Annotated in this window: 18 protein-coding genes; 6 read left to right on the top strand and 12 right to left on the bottom strand. The window is 48.1% G+C overall.

The window, feature by feature from the left end:
* Positions 1-52 precede the first annotated feature (52 nt).
* On the bottom strand, positions 53-430 hold the full coding sequence (locus IQ268_RS16970) for a hypothetical protein (protein WP_193881444.1): 378 nt from the start codon (positions 428-430) through the stop codon (positions 53-55).
* Positions 431-1,315: 885 nt separating this feature from the next.
* On the opposite strand from IQ268_RS16970, the gene IQ268_RS16975 reads away from it, so the two are divergent.
* Positions 1,316-2,065, top strand: a complete 750-nt coding sequence (locus IQ268_RS16975) for a metallophosphoesterase (RefSeq protein ID WP_193881447.1) — start codon at positions 1,316-1,318, stop codon at positions 2,063-2,065.
* Positions 2,066-2,193: 128 nt separating this feature from the next.
* Here the strand turns inward: IQ268_RS16975 and IQ268_RS16980 are convergent, their stop codons facing one another.
* The 3 genes from IQ268_RS16980 to IQ268_RS16990 all read right to left on the bottom strand — a co-directional run bounded on the left by IQ268_RS16980 (position 2,194) and on the right by IQ268_RS16990 (position 5,972).
* On the bottom strand, positions 2,194-4,431 hold the full coding sequence (locus IQ268_RS16980; protein WP_193881450.1) for an ATP-dependent RecD-like DNA helicase: 2,238 nt from the start codon (positions 4,429-4,431) through the stop codon (positions 2,194-2,196).
* Positions 4,432-4,529: 98 nt separating this feature from the next.
* Entirely contained in the window at positions 4,530-5,222 is a 693-nt protein-coding gene (locus IQ268_RS16985) for a hypothetical protein (protein ID WP_193881453.1), read from the bottom strand.
* A 327-nt stretch (positions 5,223-5,549) separates the two neighbouring features.
* Positions 5,550-5,972, bottom strand: a complete 423-nt coding sequence (locus IQ268_RS16990) for a DUF6464 family protein (protein ID WP_193881456.1) — start codon at positions 5,970-5,972, stop codon at positions 5,550-5,552.
* A 521-nt stretch (positions 5,973-6,493) separates the two neighbouring features.
* On the opposite strand from IQ268_RS16990, the gene IQ268_RS16995 reads away from it, so the two are divergent.
* The gene (locus tag IQ268_RS16995) at positions 6,494-7,675 is read left to right on the top strand and encodes an MFS transporter (RefSeq protein WP_193881459.1); all 1,182 of its coding nucleotides are present in this window, start codon (positions 6,494-6,496) and stop codon (positions 7,673-7,675) included.
* Positions 7,676-8,186: 511 nt separating this feature from the next.
* Here the strand turns inward: IQ268_RS16995 and IQ268_RS17000 are convergent.
* From IQ268_RS17000 to IQ268_RS33460, 7 genes are all read right to left on the bottom strand, one after another.
* Entirely contained in the window at positions 8,187-8,495 is a 309-nt protein-coding gene (locus tag IQ268_RS17000; protein WP_193881462.1) for a hypothetical protein, read from the bottom strand.
* Positions 8,492-8,833 (bottom strand): hypothetical protein, encoded by a 342-nt coding sequence (locus IQ268_RS17005; RefSeq protein ID WP_193881465.1) that lies wholly within the window; start codon positions 8,831-8,833, stop codon positions 8,492-8,494. The genes IQ268_RS17000 and IQ268_RS17005 overlap by 4 nt, the downstream gene beginning before the upstream one ends.
* A gap of 288 nt (positions 8,834-9,121) precedes the next feature.
* Positions 9,122-9,604: a hypothetical protein gene (locus tag IQ268_RS17015; RefSeq protein WP_193881472.1), complete on the bottom strand. Its 483-nt coding sequence runs from the start codon at positions 9,602-9,604 to the stop codon at positions 9,122-9,124.
* Entirely contained in the window at positions 9,601-10,572 is a 972-nt protein-coding gene (locus IQ268_RS17020; RefSeq protein ID WP_193881475.1) for a caspase family protein, read from the bottom strand. The genes IQ268_RS17015 and IQ268_RS17020 overlap by 4 nt, the downstream gene beginning before the upstream one ends.
* On the bottom strand, positions 10,559-10,945 hold the full coding sequence (locus tag IQ268_RS17025; protein ID WP_193881478.1) for a hypothetical protein: 387 nt from the start codon (positions 10,943-10,945) through the stop codon (positions 10,559-10,561). The genes IQ268_RS17020 and IQ268_RS17025 overlap by 14 nt, the downstream gene beginning before the upstream one ends.
* 489 nt (positions 10,946-11,434) lie before the next feature.
* On the bottom strand, positions 11,435-11,932 hold the full coding sequence (locus IQ268_RS33455) for an IS110 family transposase (RefSeq protein WP_370584671.1): 498 nt from the start codon (positions 11,930-11,932) through the stop codon (positions 11,435-11,437).
* Positions 11,933-11,945: 13 nt separating this feature from the next.
* Positions 11,946-12,332: a transposase gene (locus IQ268_RS33460; protein ID WP_370584672.1), complete on the bottom strand. Its 387-nt coding sequence runs from the start codon at positions 12,330-12,332 to the stop codon at positions 11,946-11,948.
* A gap of 265 nt (positions 12,333-12,597) precedes the next feature.
* On the opposite strand from IQ268_RS33460, the gene IQ268_RS32335 reads away from it, so the two are divergent.
* The 3 genes from IQ268_RS32335 to IQ268_RS17040 all read left to right on the top strand — a co-directional run bounded on the left by IQ268_RS32335 (position 12,598) and on the right by IQ268_RS17040 (position 15,249).
* A complete protein-coding gene (locus IQ268_RS32335) occupies positions 12,598-12,987 on the top strand; it encodes a hypothetical protein (RefSeq protein ID WP_228035452.1) in 390 nt (129 codons plus the stop codon).
* 21 nt (positions 12,988-13,008) lie between these two features.
* Positions 13,009-13,476 (top strand): hypothetical protein, encoded by a 468-nt coding sequence (locus IQ268_RS32340; RefSeq protein WP_228035453.1) that lies wholly within the window; start codon positions 13,009-13,011, stop codon positions 13,474-13,476.
* A 417-nt stretch (positions 13,477-13,893) separates the two neighbouring features.
* On the top strand, positions 13,894-15,249 hold the full coding sequence (locus IQ268_RS17040) for a tetratricopeptide repeat-containing protein (RefSeq protein WP_193881481.1): 1,356 nt from the start codon (positions 13,894-13,896) through the stop codon (positions 15,247-15,249).
* A 437-nt stretch (positions 15,250-15,686) separates the two neighbouring features.
* Here the strand turns inward: IQ268_RS17040 and IQ268_RS17045 are convergent, their stop codons facing one another.
* Positions 15,687-16,085: a hypothetical protein gene (locus IQ268_RS17045; RefSeq protein ID WP_193881484.1), complete on the bottom strand. Its 399-nt coding sequence runs from the start codon at positions 16,083-16,085 to the stop codon at positions 15,687-15,689.
* 199 nt (positions 16,086-16,284) lie between these two features.
* Between IQ268_RS17045 and IQ268_RS17050 the strand changes: the two genes are divergently transcribed.
* Positions 16,285-16,710: a hypothetical protein gene (locus IQ268_RS17050; protein ID WP_193881486.1), complete on the top strand. Its 426-nt coding sequence runs from the start codon at positions 16,285-16,287 to the stop codon at positions 16,708-16,710.
* The last annotated feature ends 251 nt before the right edge of the window (positions 16,711-16,961 follow it).

Genomic DNA, 16,961 nt, shown 5'->3' on the forward strand with positions numbered 1-16,961 from the left:
CAATGAAAAAGGCGATCGCACCTATTAGGAGGCGATCGCCGTGGGATGACGTTTAATGAAAAGCGATCGCCTCTCCAGTTAATTGAGGCAATGAATCAATCCAATAGCGGTATGATTGCCCATCTATTTGGATGACCGCACGCTCTCCGTCAGCATACAAATTCTCAGGAGCATCCCTGTAATCATCCAGATTAATTTCCTCGAAAAGATGGGGATGAGTGTAGAAAGCATCCAAAATCGGAAGGTTGATTGCCAGTTCGTCATAAGGTTGCTCTGGATTGTTGGGAATCGCATGAATGCTAGTTCTTAACCTTTCTTCGCCCAACTTATCGTAAAGTTGCTTGAGCTTTTGAGCGTAAGGAGCGTCTGGTTCAGTCTCCTCCATGTAACGTTGCCACACGACTGAGACTTGAAGTGCCGTTGCGTACATAGAGATCTCCGTTGCAAATTGCAGAAAAGCATGTAATGAGTGCATTGGCTGTTGTCTGAATGAGGGAATAGCCGAGTCCAAAAGGCTTTGGGATTTGAGGAGTAGTGCTAGTGCTAGTGTTTTTGCTTTTGTTTTCAGCAGGGCAATCCTCGAAACTATGTTGAGGATGGTTTCAGCGTTATGCAGGATAGTGATTTAGGAAATTCCCGGACACCTTTCTTGAACCGCATCGGGGAGAACCTTGCCCTGGAGGTGTTCATCCCTAGCTCTCAACCTAGTAAGTCGTTTCTACTGAACTCCATTGCCGAAACATCAGTTCCACAGGGCGAAAGCCCCTAGTGTGTTTGGTCAATAGGTAAAATTGGGGCGATCGAATGAGCAGAGACGAGTTGGTTGGTTGATGATGCTTGATGTGTAAATTTCAATGACGTGACACCGTTTTGGTGACGCGTCATTGAAGTGTTAAGTCTAGCGACTGACTGATGAATTAGTTGGCGATCGCTCTCGGCGTATTCTTGGATTGATGAAGTGAGGTCAAGGTGCGGTTTTATAAGCTGTGTAAGGGGCACTGTGAAGATAGGCGGAAAAATTCTACCTATCTATCTGGGAAGGCATATTATGCAGAACGATTCCGTCTATCCATCTGTTTTTGAGTGATATGCAGAACGATTCTGTCTATCCTCCTAATCGAGGTAGATAGGCAGAATCGTTCCGTATAATCAATAGTTATGCCGCAAATTCTCTGAAGGGAGACCTGCCTAAATACTTGCTAAAGCCAGGTAGTTTAGAAATTGACAGTACGACGATTGTGCTTCTGGCATTCAATAATTCAGTAGATTAGTGGTAACTGGTGCCAACAGAGCTTCAGCAAGGGAGGAAATAAACTTGAAATTCGCAGTCTTGTCAGACATTCATGGAAATCTATGGGCATTGACGGCAGTTCTTGAAGATGCGAAACGCCGAGGGATTGACCAGTTTATCAATCTTGGGGATGTGTTGTACGGTCCCCTCAAGCCCTTTGAGACGTATACGCTCCTGCAAACGATCGATGCCATCACTATTCAAGGTAATGAGGATCGAGATATTTATGAATTTGAACCAAGTCGAGATGAATCACATCTAACACTCATCTATATGCTTAAGGAGCTTGGAGAGGAGCCGATCCAGTGGTTAAAGTCATTGCCTAAAACAACTGTTGTCGCCGAGGAGATTTTTGCCTGTCATGGTATCCCTACAAGCGATTTGGTTTACCTGCTAGAAGATATTTCCATCGGGTTTCCCATTGTGAAAGACGAAGCGGCAATATTGAGCTATCTTGACGAAATTAGTCATCCAGTGATTTTATGTGGACACAGTCATATTCCACGAGTAGTTCAATTATCTTCGGGGCAACTGATTATCAACCCTGGCAGTGTAGGTGTACCTGCATATGATGATGACGTTCCCAGCTATCATGCGATGCAAAATTACTCACCACTCGCGTCTTATGCAGTGCTTGAAAAGCAAGGTGACGACTGGCAAGTTGAACTATTGAAGATTCCGTATGATATTCAGTCCGCAGTAAACCAAGCGCAGTGTCAGGGTCGGGAAGACTGGGCATATTGGATAAAAACAGGGCGAGTAGCAATGGCATAACAATCCGCTTGCACGCCGACTGTATGAAGTGGGTCGGCTAGAGTCCGAGAAGCTACTAGCGGCGGGTGAAGCGGAACGTTAACTTTACTCCCATCAGGTTGTCAATTCAAGGTACATGCCGATGCCCTTCAACCGATCGCAGATTCTAACTTGAGACGACGGGCTAGCAGAGTATATCGCTGTTGGTCTTTGACTTGTTTAACAGCCAAGCCGATCGCCTTCTGTGCCCCCACCAACACGACTAACTGACGAGCACGAGTGACGCCCGTGTAGAGTAGATTGCGAGAGAGCATGATGTAATGCTGCATGAACACGGGCAGAATCACGACGGGGTACTCGCTACCCTGCGATTTATGGATGGTGGTGGCAAAGGCTAATGTAATCTCATTCAGGTCAGCATAATCATACGTGACGGTGCGATCGCCAAAGGTTGCTTCGACCGCTTGTTCTTCGAGATCAATCCCTTGAATCACCCCTAAATCTCCATTGAACACCTCACGGTTGTAGTCGTTCTTCTGTTGCAGGATGCGATCGCCGACTCTGAGGGTCATGCCGCCTCTGGTAATTTCTGCCTTCTGCGGACTGGGTGGGTTGATTAACTGTTGCAACACCTGATTAAGATTTCGAGTTCCGACCTCCCCTCGACTCATGGGGCAAAGAACCTGTACCTGTTTGGCTGGGTCAAAGCCTAATTGGGGAATCAGATGAGCCACAATATCTCGAATCGCGGCCACTCCCTGCTCCGGTGCTTCGGCGTTAAACCAGAGCAGATCGGTTTTCGGTGTGTTCGAGATCGGCTCTAGCCTAGGAAAGGTGCCCTGGTTAATCCGGTGGGCATTGGTGATGATGGCCGATTCCTGTGCTTGTCGGAAGACCTGAGTCAGCCGCACCACCGGAATCAGTTCAGAGGCCATCAAGTCCTGCAAGATCGCCCCTGGCCCTACACTGGGTAGCTGATCGGTATCGCCCACCAGCAGCACATGCGTCTCAGGAGCGATCGCCTTCATCAGGGAGTTAGCTAAGAACAGATCGAGCATGGAGGACTCATCGACCACAATAGCGTCGGCAGGAATCGGGTTGTGCTGATCTCGCTTGAACTTCATGTTCTTGGGGTCAAACTCCAGCAAGCGATGAATGGTCTTGGCTTCTTGTCCGGTCATCTCGCTGAGGCGTTGGGCGGCTCGTCCGGTGGGAGAGGCCAGAGCGATCGACTTTCCCATTGCCTTCCAGAGGGCAACGATGGTGCGGCAGGTGAACGACTTGCCCACACCAGGGCCACCTGTGAGAATGACGACTCGATGGGTGGCTGCCATGACTACAGCTTGCCGCTGTTGCTCTGATAGCTGAAGCTTGGTTTGCTGGGTGAAGCGATCGATCCAGCGATCGACTCGTGGGACATCGACTGTGATGGGGTTGGTCAATAGATGCTGGACCCGATTGGCTAAACCTTGCTCGGAGTTGAAGAAGGGTGGCGCGTAACAGAGGAACTGCCCCTCAAACTCACCGCTACCGCCCTGCAGGATCAATTCCTCATCCATCGACATATCCGTGGTGAGGCAGAGAACATCATCAGGGTCAATTCGATGGTCAGGTAATGCTAAGCGCTCAACGGTGCGCGTGACCAGTTCGGATTGGGGTAAGAAGCAATGTCCCTCCTCGGAGGCTTCGCTCAACACATGTAAGATGCCCGCCCGGTAGCGGAACTCTGAAGTCGGAGCAATCCCCAGGTGGCGGGCGATCGCATCGGCAGTGACAAAGCCAATGCCATAGACATCAGTAGCTAAGCGATAGGGATTCTGGGTGACGATGGCAATGGAGTCATCGCCATACTGCTTGTAGATTTTGACGGCGTAAGTGGTGGACACGCCATGTCCTTGGAGGAATAGCATCACCTCTTTGATCGCCTTCTGTACCGCCCAGGCCGACTGGATCAGCTTGACTCGCTTTTTGGCAATACCGGGCACTTCAATCAGGCGATCGATGTGTTGCTCGATGATGTCGAGGGTGTCGAGGCCAAAGTGTGCCACAATCCGCTTGGCGGTGACCGGGCCAACGCCTTTGATGAGACCGCTGCCTAGATATTTCTCGATGCCTGTTAGGGTGGCAGGCTTTGTTTCCCGGTACTGCGTGACTTGAAATTGTTGACCGTACTTGGGATGCTCTCTCCAGATGCCTTGGAGTTGGAGGGTTTGGCCTGCTTGGAGATTAGCAAAGCTACCGACGATGGTCACCAGCTCACGGGTACGAGGGGCTTTGAGTCGCGCCACGCTATAGCCCGATTCTTCAGAGTGGTAGGTGATGCGCTCTACTACCCCCTGGAGGGATTCAATGGGAGACTGTGCCGCGATCGCAGATTGCTGTTGCATAGTCCAAATTTACGCTAAGATCGCCTGCTCAGCACAACCTTTGAGGCGATCGGCTGGCTTGGACACCGTAGACCATCCAGCACTGGGGCTGGTTAATCTCATGAAGCGATATCAGCCTCAGCAGCAGATTGGGAAAGACTGTAATGGCCTGTTTTGCCGCGATACCATTTGTCCTGCTTCACTCCGACTGAGAGGAGGGTGGCTAGCCGTTTGCTCGCTTCCTTGCGGATCGCTTTTGGCGTGTCGTCCTCAAGCATAGAGTGAATGATGTCTGGAATACCCAATACTGCATCCGGTTGCTGGTGTAAAACACGGCTGAGGGCCTGTGCCAGAGACACCTGCTCAAACTCCGATCGCAGATAGTCCTGGATATCCTGGTTTTGCTTTGAACCCGTCTTTGACTGAGATCGCTTCGATCGCTTCTGAGTCGGCTCAGTAGCAATGCGAGACTTGCGAGACTTCTGGGGTTGCTGGGGCGAAGGGTCTGCTGAAGCGGGATGGCTTGGTTCAGGAATCGATACCGCTGAGTCAAGTTCTGCAACGGGGGCAACAGCCGTTGCTTCGACTGTTTCTGTGGCAGCGGCGATCGCCTCCTCACCTGTGGCTACGGTTTGAGATGAGGTTGCCGAGGAGAATAAGTGGATGACGGCTTGCAGATGCTGCCGTTTGGCTTGAACCGATTCTAACTGGTGCAGGCTCTCAGCTTCTTGTCCTGCCAGGTCTGCATCAATCTCCTGCAACTGGGACAAGGCGGCATCCGTTGCGATCGGAGGTTGGTTTAGAGTTTGCATTAGGGAGACTCCTTGAAGGGAACAACAATGACAATAATGAAACGCTCATGCACATGTATATGTAGGGAAAGGGGGAGAGCAGACAAGAGGAGATCCCCTGTAACGATTCTCTATTCCTTGCTTCTCCAGTGTAATTGTAAAAACGAGCCGTCTCATTTGAGTTGGGTGGGTTTTCTGGTCTCCTGCTCCGTTGTTGAAATAGAAGACATCTTTAACGGGGAAGAGCACCATCAATATCAGGAGATTTGCTTTTAGCACTTGATCACTCTGAAGTTCAAGTATCAAAAGGCTGCTCAACTTGATTGAAGACGAGGCGGTTAGCGCCTCTCAGATGGAATCATCCTTCCATCCGCACGAACAATCCCAATGGGCTGAAGCTGTATTCCGGAGCATAGGGACTTCACAGCGAGGGCAACGTCCGGTAAACAACGGATGCCAGCTTAATAGTTCTAGCGTTTGTTCCATCGACCACCGTTGCTCTGGCTGAAAGATCAACTCGCTGTTGTAGTAGCTTGCCCCTTCCGGCTGCCAGTGAGATTGAACCTCACTGGCAGCATCGGGGTTGCTGTCAGGCTCTAGCTCATCAGTAAACCAAGCTAATGCTTCTTGCTCTTGACGCTGTTCTAGCTGCAAGTCCGCTTGGAAGTCAGGGCAGCGATCGCCGTCTGGCCCACTGGGATGAACTGCACAGACTAGATAGCTGGAGTTGGCATTGAATCGACAGCGATTGCACTCTGGACGTTTAGGCATATCCCCAAGATTCGTTTAGATTCCCAACCAAACTAACGCCAATGGTTGTCGCTACCGTCATAGAATAACCGTTGAAAATCCGTTCATTCAACCATCCCAACGGGCAACCTAATCCATAACCTGGCGGCTCTGCTTCAGCGTTCCCAGAAATAGTGAACAGATCAACGCGATCGGCTGATGGCCTGTAGGGGGAATGAGAGCGAAGCTGTCATGAAGTGCAATTAGGCTGAAACTATTGCAGAGTAAGGGATTGAGAGTAATTCTTCTGTACAAAAAGATTCTCTTGTATCTCTCATTTGCCTCTACTGGTTAACGAATTTACGTTGTTTCAGGCTTTGGTTTATTTCTAATTGCACTTGGTGACACGCTCGCTTCAAACATCCCGACAAGCATTGCGTTGCCTCGTCTATGTTTCTAGACAGCTTAGCGTTCATTGCGGTACCGATACTACGAAAAGGCCTATTCTGCCTCAACATTCAAATAAGCTAGAGTGGCTGTTTTGCCCTTTGTGTTCAATCAGTATGTCAACGCGAATAGAAGTTCCTCGAAACGTTTGGATCTTGGGTCTTACCAGCTTATTTAATGACACCAGCAGTGAAATGATTCACGCAGTGTTACCGTTATTTCTAGTTTCAACCCTCAGTGTAGATGTTGCTCTGGTTGGCTTGATTGAAGGGACGGCAGAAGCAACCGCATCGATTCTCAAAATATTTTCGGGAGCGATTAGCGACTATTGGCAACGGCGCAAAGAGTTAGCTGTTTTTGGCTACGGGCTTTCTACTGTAGTGAAACCGCTCTTTGTCATTGCCAGTAGCCCCTTGTGGGTGTTGTTAGCACGAGTTGGCGATCGCATTGGCAAAGGGATTCGGGTTGCGCCTAGAGATGCTTTGGTCGCGGATTCAACCGATGCATCTAATCGGGGCACTGCCTATGGTTTGCGCCAATCTCTGGATACGATCGGTGCTTTTTTAGGACCATTAGTGGCATTTGGGTTACTGAGTACAGGACAGAGCTTTCGATTCATTTTCGCCGTAGCGTTGATTCCTGGAGTCTTAGCTGTGGCCTGTCTTGCTATTGGTGTGCGTGAACCTCGGCAGCCTTATCTTGCTTCAAAACGTGCAAATCCACTAAACATTGAAGCCTTGAAAAGCTTAGGTAGCGCTTATTGGGGGTTAGCGATCGCTGCACTGCTATTCAACCTGGGCAACTCCAGTGAAGCGTTTTTGCAACTGAAGGCAAAACAAGTCATGATTCCCGATGCTCATATTCCGCTCGTTCTGGTGATAATGAACCTTAGCTATGCCTTGAGTGCCTACCCGATTGGCGCATTGAGCGATCGTGTTAACCGTAGAACATTACTAATTTTAGGTTGGGGCTTAAATGCTCTTATCTATCTAGGTCTGGCGTTTTCTCAATCACCCTGGCAAGTTTGGCTATTGATTACAAGTTATGGCTTGTACCTGGGTATGACTCAAGGAGTCTTGCTGGCAATGGTAGCGGATCGAGTGCCGGAGCATCTTCGAGGTACAGCATTTGGGTTTCTCAATTTACTGATAGGAATTGCCCTGTTGCCAGCCAGCTTATTAGCAGGATGGTTGTGGCAAACGGTGAGTCCAGAAGTGGCGTTCCTGGTCGGCAGTGGCTTTGCAGTAGCAGGAATGATTCTTCTCTCCTTGAAGCGACAAGTTGACATAGGAATTTGATATTCAATTTAGAAGCTCTTTTCTTCATTTTGTTTGATTTGTATCTGTTTCTCAAAGATATGATTCCTAGTTCTACTAATAGCTCCGATTCAAGTCTTTTAGTTAGTTCTAGAACGTCACAAATCAATGCTGTCGCTTAACTCGCTTTTTGTCCTCGTTAACAGATTATTAACCCAGCAACCGAAGAGCCTACAGGACGAAAGTCCAAATCGGTAGAATCAGAGTATGAATAAGCCAGACGCTCGATTACTCAATTCCACCACTCAAGACTACTTGCGCCAACAAGCGATTCGCCTGCGAGAATAAGGCAAGCGAGCAAGCGAGATTGCCAGCTATCTTGGGGTACACCGCACGACGGTTTCAGAGTGTGGCGAGCGGATCAACAGGAAGTGTCGCGTACCGCGATAAATGACTGTGATCCGCCCACGGGATGCGCAAAGAGGTTAAGAGGAAGGGGTTGAAAGGGTGACTAGGAGAGGGATTGAGAGCAAGATTGTTGAGAGAATGACTCCTAAAGTGAGTGAAACAGGCGACTTACCGATGGGTTGGGGGTCTGCAAGAGGGATACAGCGATCGCCCAAGCTGTGGGAGACTGCTGAGCGAGCGATTGAGACTTGAGCAGACCAGTGTAGCGTCGATCCCAAAGCTGTGTCAGTGAGGCAATTGAACCTCTGTTTGGTTTGTTTCTAGCGGTGAAGTTGAGCATCGAGCCAGGTATCGAACTCTTCTTTGAGATGGGGAAGTTGGTGCGATCGCCCGTAATTTTGGCGTCGTTCGTCGAGGGAGCGATCGCCGTTGTACTGGTTGATGGTGGATTCAATCTGATGCCAGAAGGGTTTGACAGTGAGACTGACTATTGCTTCTGGTTAGGGTGCCGATGAGCGATTGAGTAATGGCCCACTGCTGCTCATGGTCAACCTGCTCGTTGCGCTGCTGGATAAACTGCACCGCCCCTTCGAGTTTGGCTTGTGCCGATCGCCGCCCTGGTTTGCGCTTAGGAGTAGGAGGTTGTTGAGCGATCGGTTGCTCTTGAGCTGAAGTTGAGGCTTCAGGGTTAGGGGTGGTGCCGGACGGTGTTGAGTTTGATGGTTCGGATGTTGCTGATCCGGGTTGGCTGTTAGAACTGAGTGCAGCAGGTTGATTGGTGCCGGAGAGCAAATGTTAACCTAAGCAGGAGGGGCAACTCTCCTGCTTAGGTTAACATCAAGCTGCTGTTTCTGCCCTGAGAGCCAGCCAAGCGCGATCGAGAATCGCCTGCCGCGTTGCTGCCACAAACGCCGGAAACGATTGCTGATATTGCTCAGATGTTATTACCGCCAAAGTCCACAGTGCCGGGACAATCCAGGCGTATCTGGGGCACAAGAACATCTAGCACACCATGCGCTACACCAAGTTAGTCCTCAATAGGTTCAAGAATTTTTGGACAGATTAACCTTTCCTGATTTATCAGTATTGAAAATACAGGACTTGCCGAAGGATAGGGTTTATATGAGTGACATGCTTTCCTTGCATATGTGCGTATTGCACAATGTCGGCTGTCCCTCCCAATCCTTGAGCAGGCTTACCATCCCAAACGGTGATTATTCTGTCGGCACTGTCAACAATATGTTGACCTGCTGCCATAAAAGCTTCTTGATCACTACCTGTGTTATCGAGCTTCTCAATTTCTGCCTTCTCAATAAGAAAGTGGTAGCGTTCAAGTACAGCACCTTCAAAATATTTCGCATAATCCTTTGTCGGAATTATTACTCTTAGCGACCCACCTTCGGTGAGAACTGACTCAGCAAATATTTGATCTGCCCCTTTAGCGAGAGATGATAGACCGATCAATGGTTTTTCGACTTTACGTAGCTCATCCGTAATAGCTTCTTTAACCCAATTCCAATTAATGCCAGGTCGTTGTTGATGTCCTGTAAACCCAATCTTCATATCTTACCTGCCTTTACTCGCTCCCAATAGAAGCGCCCAAGCGGTGTGAGACTACAAGATTTACTGTTCATTGCGGCATAGTACATGTGCTCTTCTTCGTCAGGTTGAACTAACCTAGCACCACGAAATCTTTGAAGATCGCCAAAGATAGCTTCGTTTTTAGGATTTTGTGGCTCTGCATCAGGTTCAAAAGAGGGATCAAGCTGAATTTTATAATCAGGGGTTTTGAAGTAATCTGTTAAGCGTCGTAACTTGTCTTTAGACACAGATGGTTCTGCTTCACGAATCGCTGTAAGTTTTGTTAAGTTTGCCTTAAAAAGAGGCCGCTGCTCCCAGAGGGATAGTACTTCGTCAACATAAGCATAAATACTTGCAACTGTCACAGATCCACTGACATCAGCAGCTCCTCCAGCAAGTGCATCACAGATCTTTGTGGTAAAAAGTCCCTGTCCACACTTCTCAGCAGATGTTTCATTATCTCGGCAGGCAGCCAAGACAGAGGTACCCTGTTCCAGAGAAATACGCTGAGTTTCACTGAAAAATTTATCAATTGCACCTGCATGGCAACAATCCAGAATGATAATGCGCTCGCGTGCAGATGACTCGTTCGCTTTAGTAATAAGCTCGCTCATCAAAAGTCCTTCAGCATCAAAATTGCCATCCTGACTTACCAAAAAACTTCCATGATCTGTTTTTGCACCATGCCCTGCGAAGTAAAATAACGCTATTTCAAGGTCTGGTTTTGAAAATAACTCTTTTGCGTGACGTCGCAATTCTGATGTTGTCAATTGAGTTTCCGATGATAGAAGCAGTCGGCAATTGAAATTGGGCGTACCATCATGTTGTTTGGAGAGAAGTTTAAACATCAATGACGCATCATTCTCACATCCAAACAATGGATTTACATACTCGTACTGATTAATTCCAACTAAAACAGCCGCTTTTAACATATAACTATAAATTTTCAAGAAATTTAGAAATGTTTTCTATGGTCCAATTATTAATAAGTCGTCCTTCAATTTCCTTTGGCTTAACCTTCAGTCGAGAATCAGGATCGTTGTACCCATGTATGAGTAATGTTGATTTATTTTCGTCGTATCCACACTTCAATTCCCAAAGTTGCCCATCCGCCTTAGGAGTATTTTTTGTAATGATGCCAATAACACCTGCACAACCTTTGATGCGGACTCGACAATTTGTTTTCCATTGAGAATCCCATGGTTGCTTCACAGAGTAATCAATGAAATCTATATCTATATTGTCATTTCGTTTTTGACCAACAAGAAAATCACGGAGCGTTTTGTCTTCTATCGCAAAGCTTATAAAAATTCGCTTAGGCATTGGTGCTTCCCCTTGACAATCAAACCCTGCATCAATTTAGTACTATAGTATTAGCGAGATTTCAATCAGTGATATCACTTAAATGTGAAGAATATGTGTTGAGCCTCACATTATTTTGGTTGTTACGCAGTTTTGAAGAACCAGCAGTTGTCGCCTGCAGCGAGAAAGGGACGCTCGAACCTGTCTCGCAAAAACAACCTTAGATGTCCACCGTACGGATAGGTGGGAATGTTGGCTCTGTTGGGCAATTGGATATGTTGCGCATTTCCCCTAAACTTACATCTTTCACCAGTACATTTGAATCGCTTCCCTTCAGGGTCAATCAATGAGAAAAAAGCGATTATCTTAAATGTCAAGTCTGTAATGAGATCACACAACGGACAGGCATCTCGTCGCAGGCAAGAATCCAGCACAACGATCTGACCCTAAATCATTGTTAGAGCCTTGCTCAACCGCTCGACTAACAAACCGTTAAAAACAGATCAACCGTTAATTTTTCTCAGGGGCTAACGTAGGAGGCCGCCAAGGTTTACCATCTCGAATCATGGCATTGAGAATCCGTAATAACTTGTGTATACACGCCGTTAAGGCTGCCTTCTTCGCTTTACCCTGTGACACAAGCCGAGCGTAGAAGGCTTTCAAAACTGGGTTATGTTGTACGGCAACAAGTGCTCCCATGTACAGTGCAGCACGAACACTCGATCGCCCTCCCCAAATGGTGCGAGAACCCCGGTATTTGCCACTATCTCGGTTGAGAGGAGCAACACCAACCAACGCGCTAATGCGTTTGTCACTGACTTTTCCCAGTTCAGGTAAAGCAGCGATGAGCGTTGTGGCAATCACCTTGCCAATCCCTGGCACACTGGTCAGCAGTGCCATGCGCGATCGCCACTGTTCATGAGCATGACTGAGTTGCTCAATGTCATCATCGAGTTGACGAATGCGTTTCTCTAACCACTCTACATGCTCATCCACATTCTGTCGCATCGTGCCACGCAGACTACTCTTTCTCAGCGGTTAACATCTCGACCAGTTGACGACGGCGAGTGACCGCTTCTTGTAGGGCTTGTTCGTTAACACTGGCTAAAACAGTAATGGCAGGTTGCATGGCTTGCCCAAAGTGAGCCAACACCGCTGCATCAATTCGATCGGTTTTTGCCAACTTGCCACTAGCTTTGGCAAAGTCTCGTGCTTGCCGAGGATTGATAATGGAAATGGCAAAGCCCTGTTCTTGTAGTGCTTGAGCAGCCTCAAGTTCCAGTCCCCCAGTGGCTTCTAAAATCACTTGATGGATTTTGAACGATTTCAGTTGCTCGATTAGTTCAATACATTCCGCTGACTTGATTTTTGACTTGAAACTGCTTACCGCTTGGTCGAAGATAAACATCCAAGTTTGCTTTACTGACATCGATACCGACCCATTGCGACTGTTGCTCCATGAGACCCTGACCTCCATCAGATACGATAGGCCGAAGGCTGCGCTCTTCCTTGCTCCATGCGGACTTGAGAAGTCCAGGCGATTCTACGAGTTCTCAGCACTTCGAGGCGTGTGGCGACCCAAGCTTTTCTACGGTTTTGAGAAACCAAAGGGCGGACGGTCTACCACTCTCTCAAGATACAAGGGCGTGAAGTAACAAAAATCTCCAAGAACAGTGGAACCCATTCTTGTACACGCCCAAGCGCTAGTCTACACTCTGCTCGGCTTGATGCCGACCACTTACCAACGCCATAGCTTGCAAGCCTTGTTGGCTCTGTTTCTCGAAGCTCAAGGTCATCCTTTACCTCAGCACAGTTCACTCAAATCCCCTGATGCCCTCAGCCGATGTCTCAATCACTACCAGTGGCTCACTCGACAGGTGATCCGAGCCGTTCGGCAATCGATGATTGAGCAACTGTTGAACTACTGTGCTAAAGGACGGCGACCCTGGTTGCAAGTGATTGTAGACCTGACAACGTTGGAGAAATGCGGCAAATTCAAAGCCTTTGCCCATTTGATTCATCTGCTTCAGGGCAAGCGAGGCTTACAGGTAGTGGTGCTTTAACTGGTTGTTGGCTCGTTGCGGATGCCTTGGGGGTTTCGAGTCTGGCGTGGCAAAGGGAAACCGAGTGCCGCCAACCTTGCCATCCGCTTGATTGACACCCTACCACCGCGAGTCACCCGCGCTTTTCGGGTAATCATCCTGGCCGATACCGCCTTTGGCAGTGTCGAGTTCCTCAAGGCGATGCGCCAGCGCCGTTATCCGGTCATTGTTGAGGTGCGCTGCAACCGCAAACTCTGTGATGGGCGGCAGGTGTGCGACTTAGCCAAGAAGGGACAACAGGTGAGGCTGGAGGGCTTATCGTTTTCAGTCACGATCTCCTGGCTTTACCTGAAGCGGGACGGCACATTGGAAAAACGCTTTGTCCTCTCGACTCGACCGCTTAAAGGCAGCACTATTACCTGGTGGGGCGGCGCAGATGGAGCATCGAGGGCTTTTTCAAGACCATCAAACACCGCTTTGGCTGCCATCGATTTGGGCAACAAACGCTGATGGGAGTTTATCGCTGGTTGATTCTATGCCTGACAAGCTTCATCTTGGCACATTGGGCTTACCTGTCGACAAGTGCGACCGAGTTACCCGATTGGGGCAAAGCGGCTGCCCTGGCACTGCAATCACTACTGCCAGAAGTAGCTGTATGCCTGCTTCTGATTCGAGTTGAGCAATCTCGAACCTTGCTGCAATCATTGGGACTTGATCTGCAATTAGTGGAGGTCAAAACATGAAGCAGATGTACTGGTGAAAGATATGAGAATGACAAAAACTTGCCAAAAACGATGAGGTTTTTTGAGGCAACCAACACTGAAAGGAGTTTTCAGATATGGGAAATATTCAACAAATATATCATTGTCATAAGTGCCCTATTGAGTTGGATAGAATAAATCCAAAGTTGAGGCTGAGGCAATTTTAATGTTTAGTTCTAATACTTTGCGAATTTTTGTAGCTATGCCTGGTACAGATATGGGATCTAACGCAAGCTACAAAGATCCAAGCTCTGTAAAAGCAAACCTCCTTCAGCCAGTTGTGGATAGGCTTGAAGCAAAATTAGGGCGCAAAGTTGAGCTGGTCATAGAGAAAGATAAAACACAATCGGGAGTAATTCATGCCTCAATGTTTGGTGAAGCATATGATGCAGACGTTTATATTGCAGATCTCACTGGTGCTAATCCCAACGTTTATCTTGAACTTGGTGTAAGGTGGGCATTACGCGATGGAGTCACGATCCCAATCTCACAAAATGTGAGTGATCTTAGATTCAATGTAGGGGCAAACCGAGCAATTATTTACACTCCTGATATCCTCATGAAGGCTGTAGATGATATTGTGGCAGCTATTGAAGATGGCTTGAGAACCAATAGATGTGATAGCCCTGTTCGTCTCAATAATGAAATCATTGCTGTTCCCAAGTTTGAGCTTGAGAAGCTTCGTACTGAGACAAATCGCCTTACAACAGCTAGAGGTGAAGACCTAGTCCGCGTTGCGATGGTTACAACTGATCTAAATGATCGAGCAAAGCTGTTAGAACAAGCTGCAACAATTAATCCAGCATCTATAGATGCTTCATTAGAACTTGGTAAAGTATACCGGGATCTAAGCCGATACGATGAGGCAATTGAGACATTGATACATGCTAGGGGATTAGCCCCGAACAATGCTTCAGTGCATCGTGAATTGGGGGTTTGTTACAACAAGCAAATGAAGCCAGATTTTGCAGCTAATGCTCTTAGGGAAGCTGTACGTCTTGCTCCACAAGATAAAGAAAGTTGGAGTAATCTAGGTGGTGCTCTTAGAAGGTTAGGAATAGCTAGCGCACCGCACTCCTACGATCGGAAAGCTCTAGAAGAAGCTCTCGGAAGCTATAGTGAAGCACACAAACTTGACTCGTTCGATCTTTACTCAGGACTAAATGTAGCTCGCTTAAATGTTCTGTTATCGAAATGGGATATTGAACTGCTAGCTCAAGCACAAGAAGGCTTCAGAAAACAGATTGATCTGTGTCGCTATATGGTTACAACTAACCCTGAAGCTTATTGGTATCAGTTTGATCTTGCAGATGCCTTACTATTCTCTGGTCACTACAAGGAATCTTATGAGAGTTTTACTAAAGCAATTGAACTTATCCCACCATTAGAACGTAGGGATAAGTTGCTTTCAGTTTTGGGACCGTTACAAGATTACTTAAAAGCTGATGTTATCGAAGGCACTTTGCGAACTGAGGTGGAGAGAGTTGTTACAATACTTGAATCGTCTAGACTGAATATGTAATAAACTTTGCTGCATTCATTCGCGGTTTCTCAGCCTTCAAATCCCGTAACAACCGCTTCAACCCCTTCTGATAAGCATCATGGTCTTTCCAGTGGGTGAAGTCGCCTATGTTGCGGGTGTTTTTGAGTAGTCGAGTCCATCTGTCGCGTACCGCGATAAATGACTGTGATCCGCCCACGGGATGTGCAACGAGGTTAAGAGGAAGGGGTTGAAAGGGTTGCTAGGAGAAGGATTGAGGGGAGGATTGTTGAGAGAATGACTCCTAAAGCGAGTGAAACAGGAGTCTTACCGATTGGTTCGGGGTCTTCAAGAGGGATACAGCGATCGCCCAAGCTGTGGGAGACTACTGAGCGATCGATCGAGGCTTGAGCAGACCAATGTAGTGTCGATCCCAAAGCTGGGTCAGTGAGGCGATTGAACTTCGGTTTGGTTTGTTTCTAGCGGTGAAGTTGAGCATCGAGCCAGGTATCGAATTCTTCCTTGAGATGGGGAAGTTGGTGCGATCGCCCGTAGTTTTGTCGTCGTTCGTCTAGGGAGCGATCGCCGTTGTATTGAGCGATGGTGGATTCAATCTGATACCAGAAGGGTTTGACAGTGAGGCTGATATTGCTTCCAGTTAGGGTGCCGATGAGCGATTGAGTGATGGCCCACTGCTGCTCATGGTCAAGGTGTTCATTACGTTCCTGAATGAATTGCACCGCCCCTTCTAGTTTGGCTCGTGCCGATCGCCGATCTGGTTTGCGCTTAGGAGGAGGAGAGTGTTGAGCGATCGGCTGCGCTTGAGCTAATTCCTGAGAGCAGTAGACATCTGAGGCGTGTTTCAACTCGGATTGCAAGCTGCTCCAGAATTCAAGCACTTAATTTGTTAAATTGGTCCTTGGCTGTCTCGGTTTCGTCTCAAGTCCGGAAGCGCTTGTTGTACCAGGGTTACAGAGATTTTCAGCTTTGTGCAGTTAGTTTGTTAACGACGTAGATACTTTGTTAAGTGACACCAGACCGCGATAATAGGGTCAGTACTGCTCAGGCACAGATCGAATGGGTGATGCTAAGCGCCGTAAGCTTCTCGGCATCGAATCCGAAACCGCAGCACTGCTCAGGCAGATCGAGCAAGTTCCCCAGGTCTGGTCAATCGCTTGCACGATCGGAATTGGGAACCAACTGGCCCTCACCCTTTGCCAGGACGATGCAGAAGTCCTGCAAGCACAATTTCTTCAAGCCACAGATCAGCCTGCGACCATCCTCAAGCGCATTGAGAAGCAAGGCTTACTCGTGGTTGTACACCCGATTCGATTAGAGCAACTCGCGCTCCTGCGCCCCGATGCGGTCCATACCCACCTTAAGAACACGGTGCGAGCTGGTGCATTACGTCGGTTTCAGCGCACTCTGGCGATCGCTCCGTACGGCGACGCACCTGCATTGGAGAAATTACTGGAGTTGTGGCGTGAAGCCCAAACAAGCTGACGATGTGTCTGACTATATCCTTGAGCGTCGATCCTCAACCCCGAACTTCAGCAGCACAACAGGGTGATCACCCTAAGTTAAGGCGCTACAGGAACAAGTAGCCATCGGGTGATTGCCACAAAATGAGAGTGTTTTGATTTTTGTGTAAGCCTTGAGATCGTCAATAATTGAAGCGTCCTGGAAATAGGATAGCAAAATGCGACAACGCTGCCTTCCAATCTTTAATCGGTCGGTTCCACCGCTTGGCAATG

Origin of the sequence: Oculatella sp. LEGE 06141, from assembly GCF_015207605.1 — a bacterium.
GTDB lineage: Bacteria > Cyanobacteriota > Cyanobacteriia > Elainellales > Elainellaceae > Oculatella.

Excerpts from the sequence above, each read along its gene's own strand:
- IQ268_RS16970 (WP_193881444.1), bottom strand. The coding sequence starts at position 430 with ATGTACGCAACGGCACTTCAAGTCTCAGTCGTGTGGCAACGTTACATG.
- IQ268_RS16980 (WP_193881450.1), bottom strand. The coding sequence starts at position 4,431 with ATGCAACAGCAATCTGCGATCGCGGCACAGTCTCCCATTGAATCCCTC.
- IQ268_RS16985 (WP_193881453.1), bottom strand. The coding sequence starts at position 5,222 with ATGCAAACTCTAAACCAACCTCCGATCGCAACGGATGCCGCCTTGTCC.
- IQ268_RS16990 (WP_193881456.1), bottom strand. The coding sequence starts at position 5,972 with ATGCCTAAACGTCCAGAGTGCAATCGCTGTCGATTCAATGCCAACTCC.
- IQ268_RS16995 (WP_193881459.1), top strand. The coding sequence starts at position 6,494 with ATGTCAACGCGAATAGAAGTTCCTCGAAACGTTTGGATCTTGGGTCTT.
- IQ268_RS17015 (WP_193881472.1), bottom strand. The coding sequence starts at position 9,604 with ATGAAGATTGGGTTTACAGGACATCAACAACGACCTGGCATTAATTGG.
- IQ268_RS17025 (WP_193881478.1), bottom strand. The coding sequence starts at position 10,945 with ATGCCTAAGCGAATTTTTATAAGCTTTGCGATAGAAGACAAAACGCTC.
- IQ268_RS33455 (WP_370584671.1), bottom strand. The coding sequence starts at position 11,932 with ATGCGACAGAATGTGGATGAGCATGTAGAGTGGTTAGAGAAACGCATT.
- IQ268_RS33460 (WP_370584672.1), bottom strand. The coding sequence starts at position 12,332 with ATGTTTATCTTCGACCAAGCGGTAAGCAGTTTCAAGTCAAAAATCAAG.
- IQ268_RS32340 (WP_228035453.1), top strand. The coding sequence starts at position 13,009 with ATGCCTTGGGGGTTTCGAGTCTGGCGTGGCAAAGGGAAACCGAGTGCC.
- IQ268_RS17040 (WP_193881481.1), top strand. The coding sequence starts at position 13,894 with ATGTTTAGTTCTAATACTTTGCGAATTTTTGTAGCTATGCCTGGTACA.
- IQ268_RS17050 (WP_193881486.1), top strand. The coding sequence starts at position 16,285 with ATGGGTGATGCTAAGCGCCGTAAGCTTCTCGGCATCGAATCCGAAACC.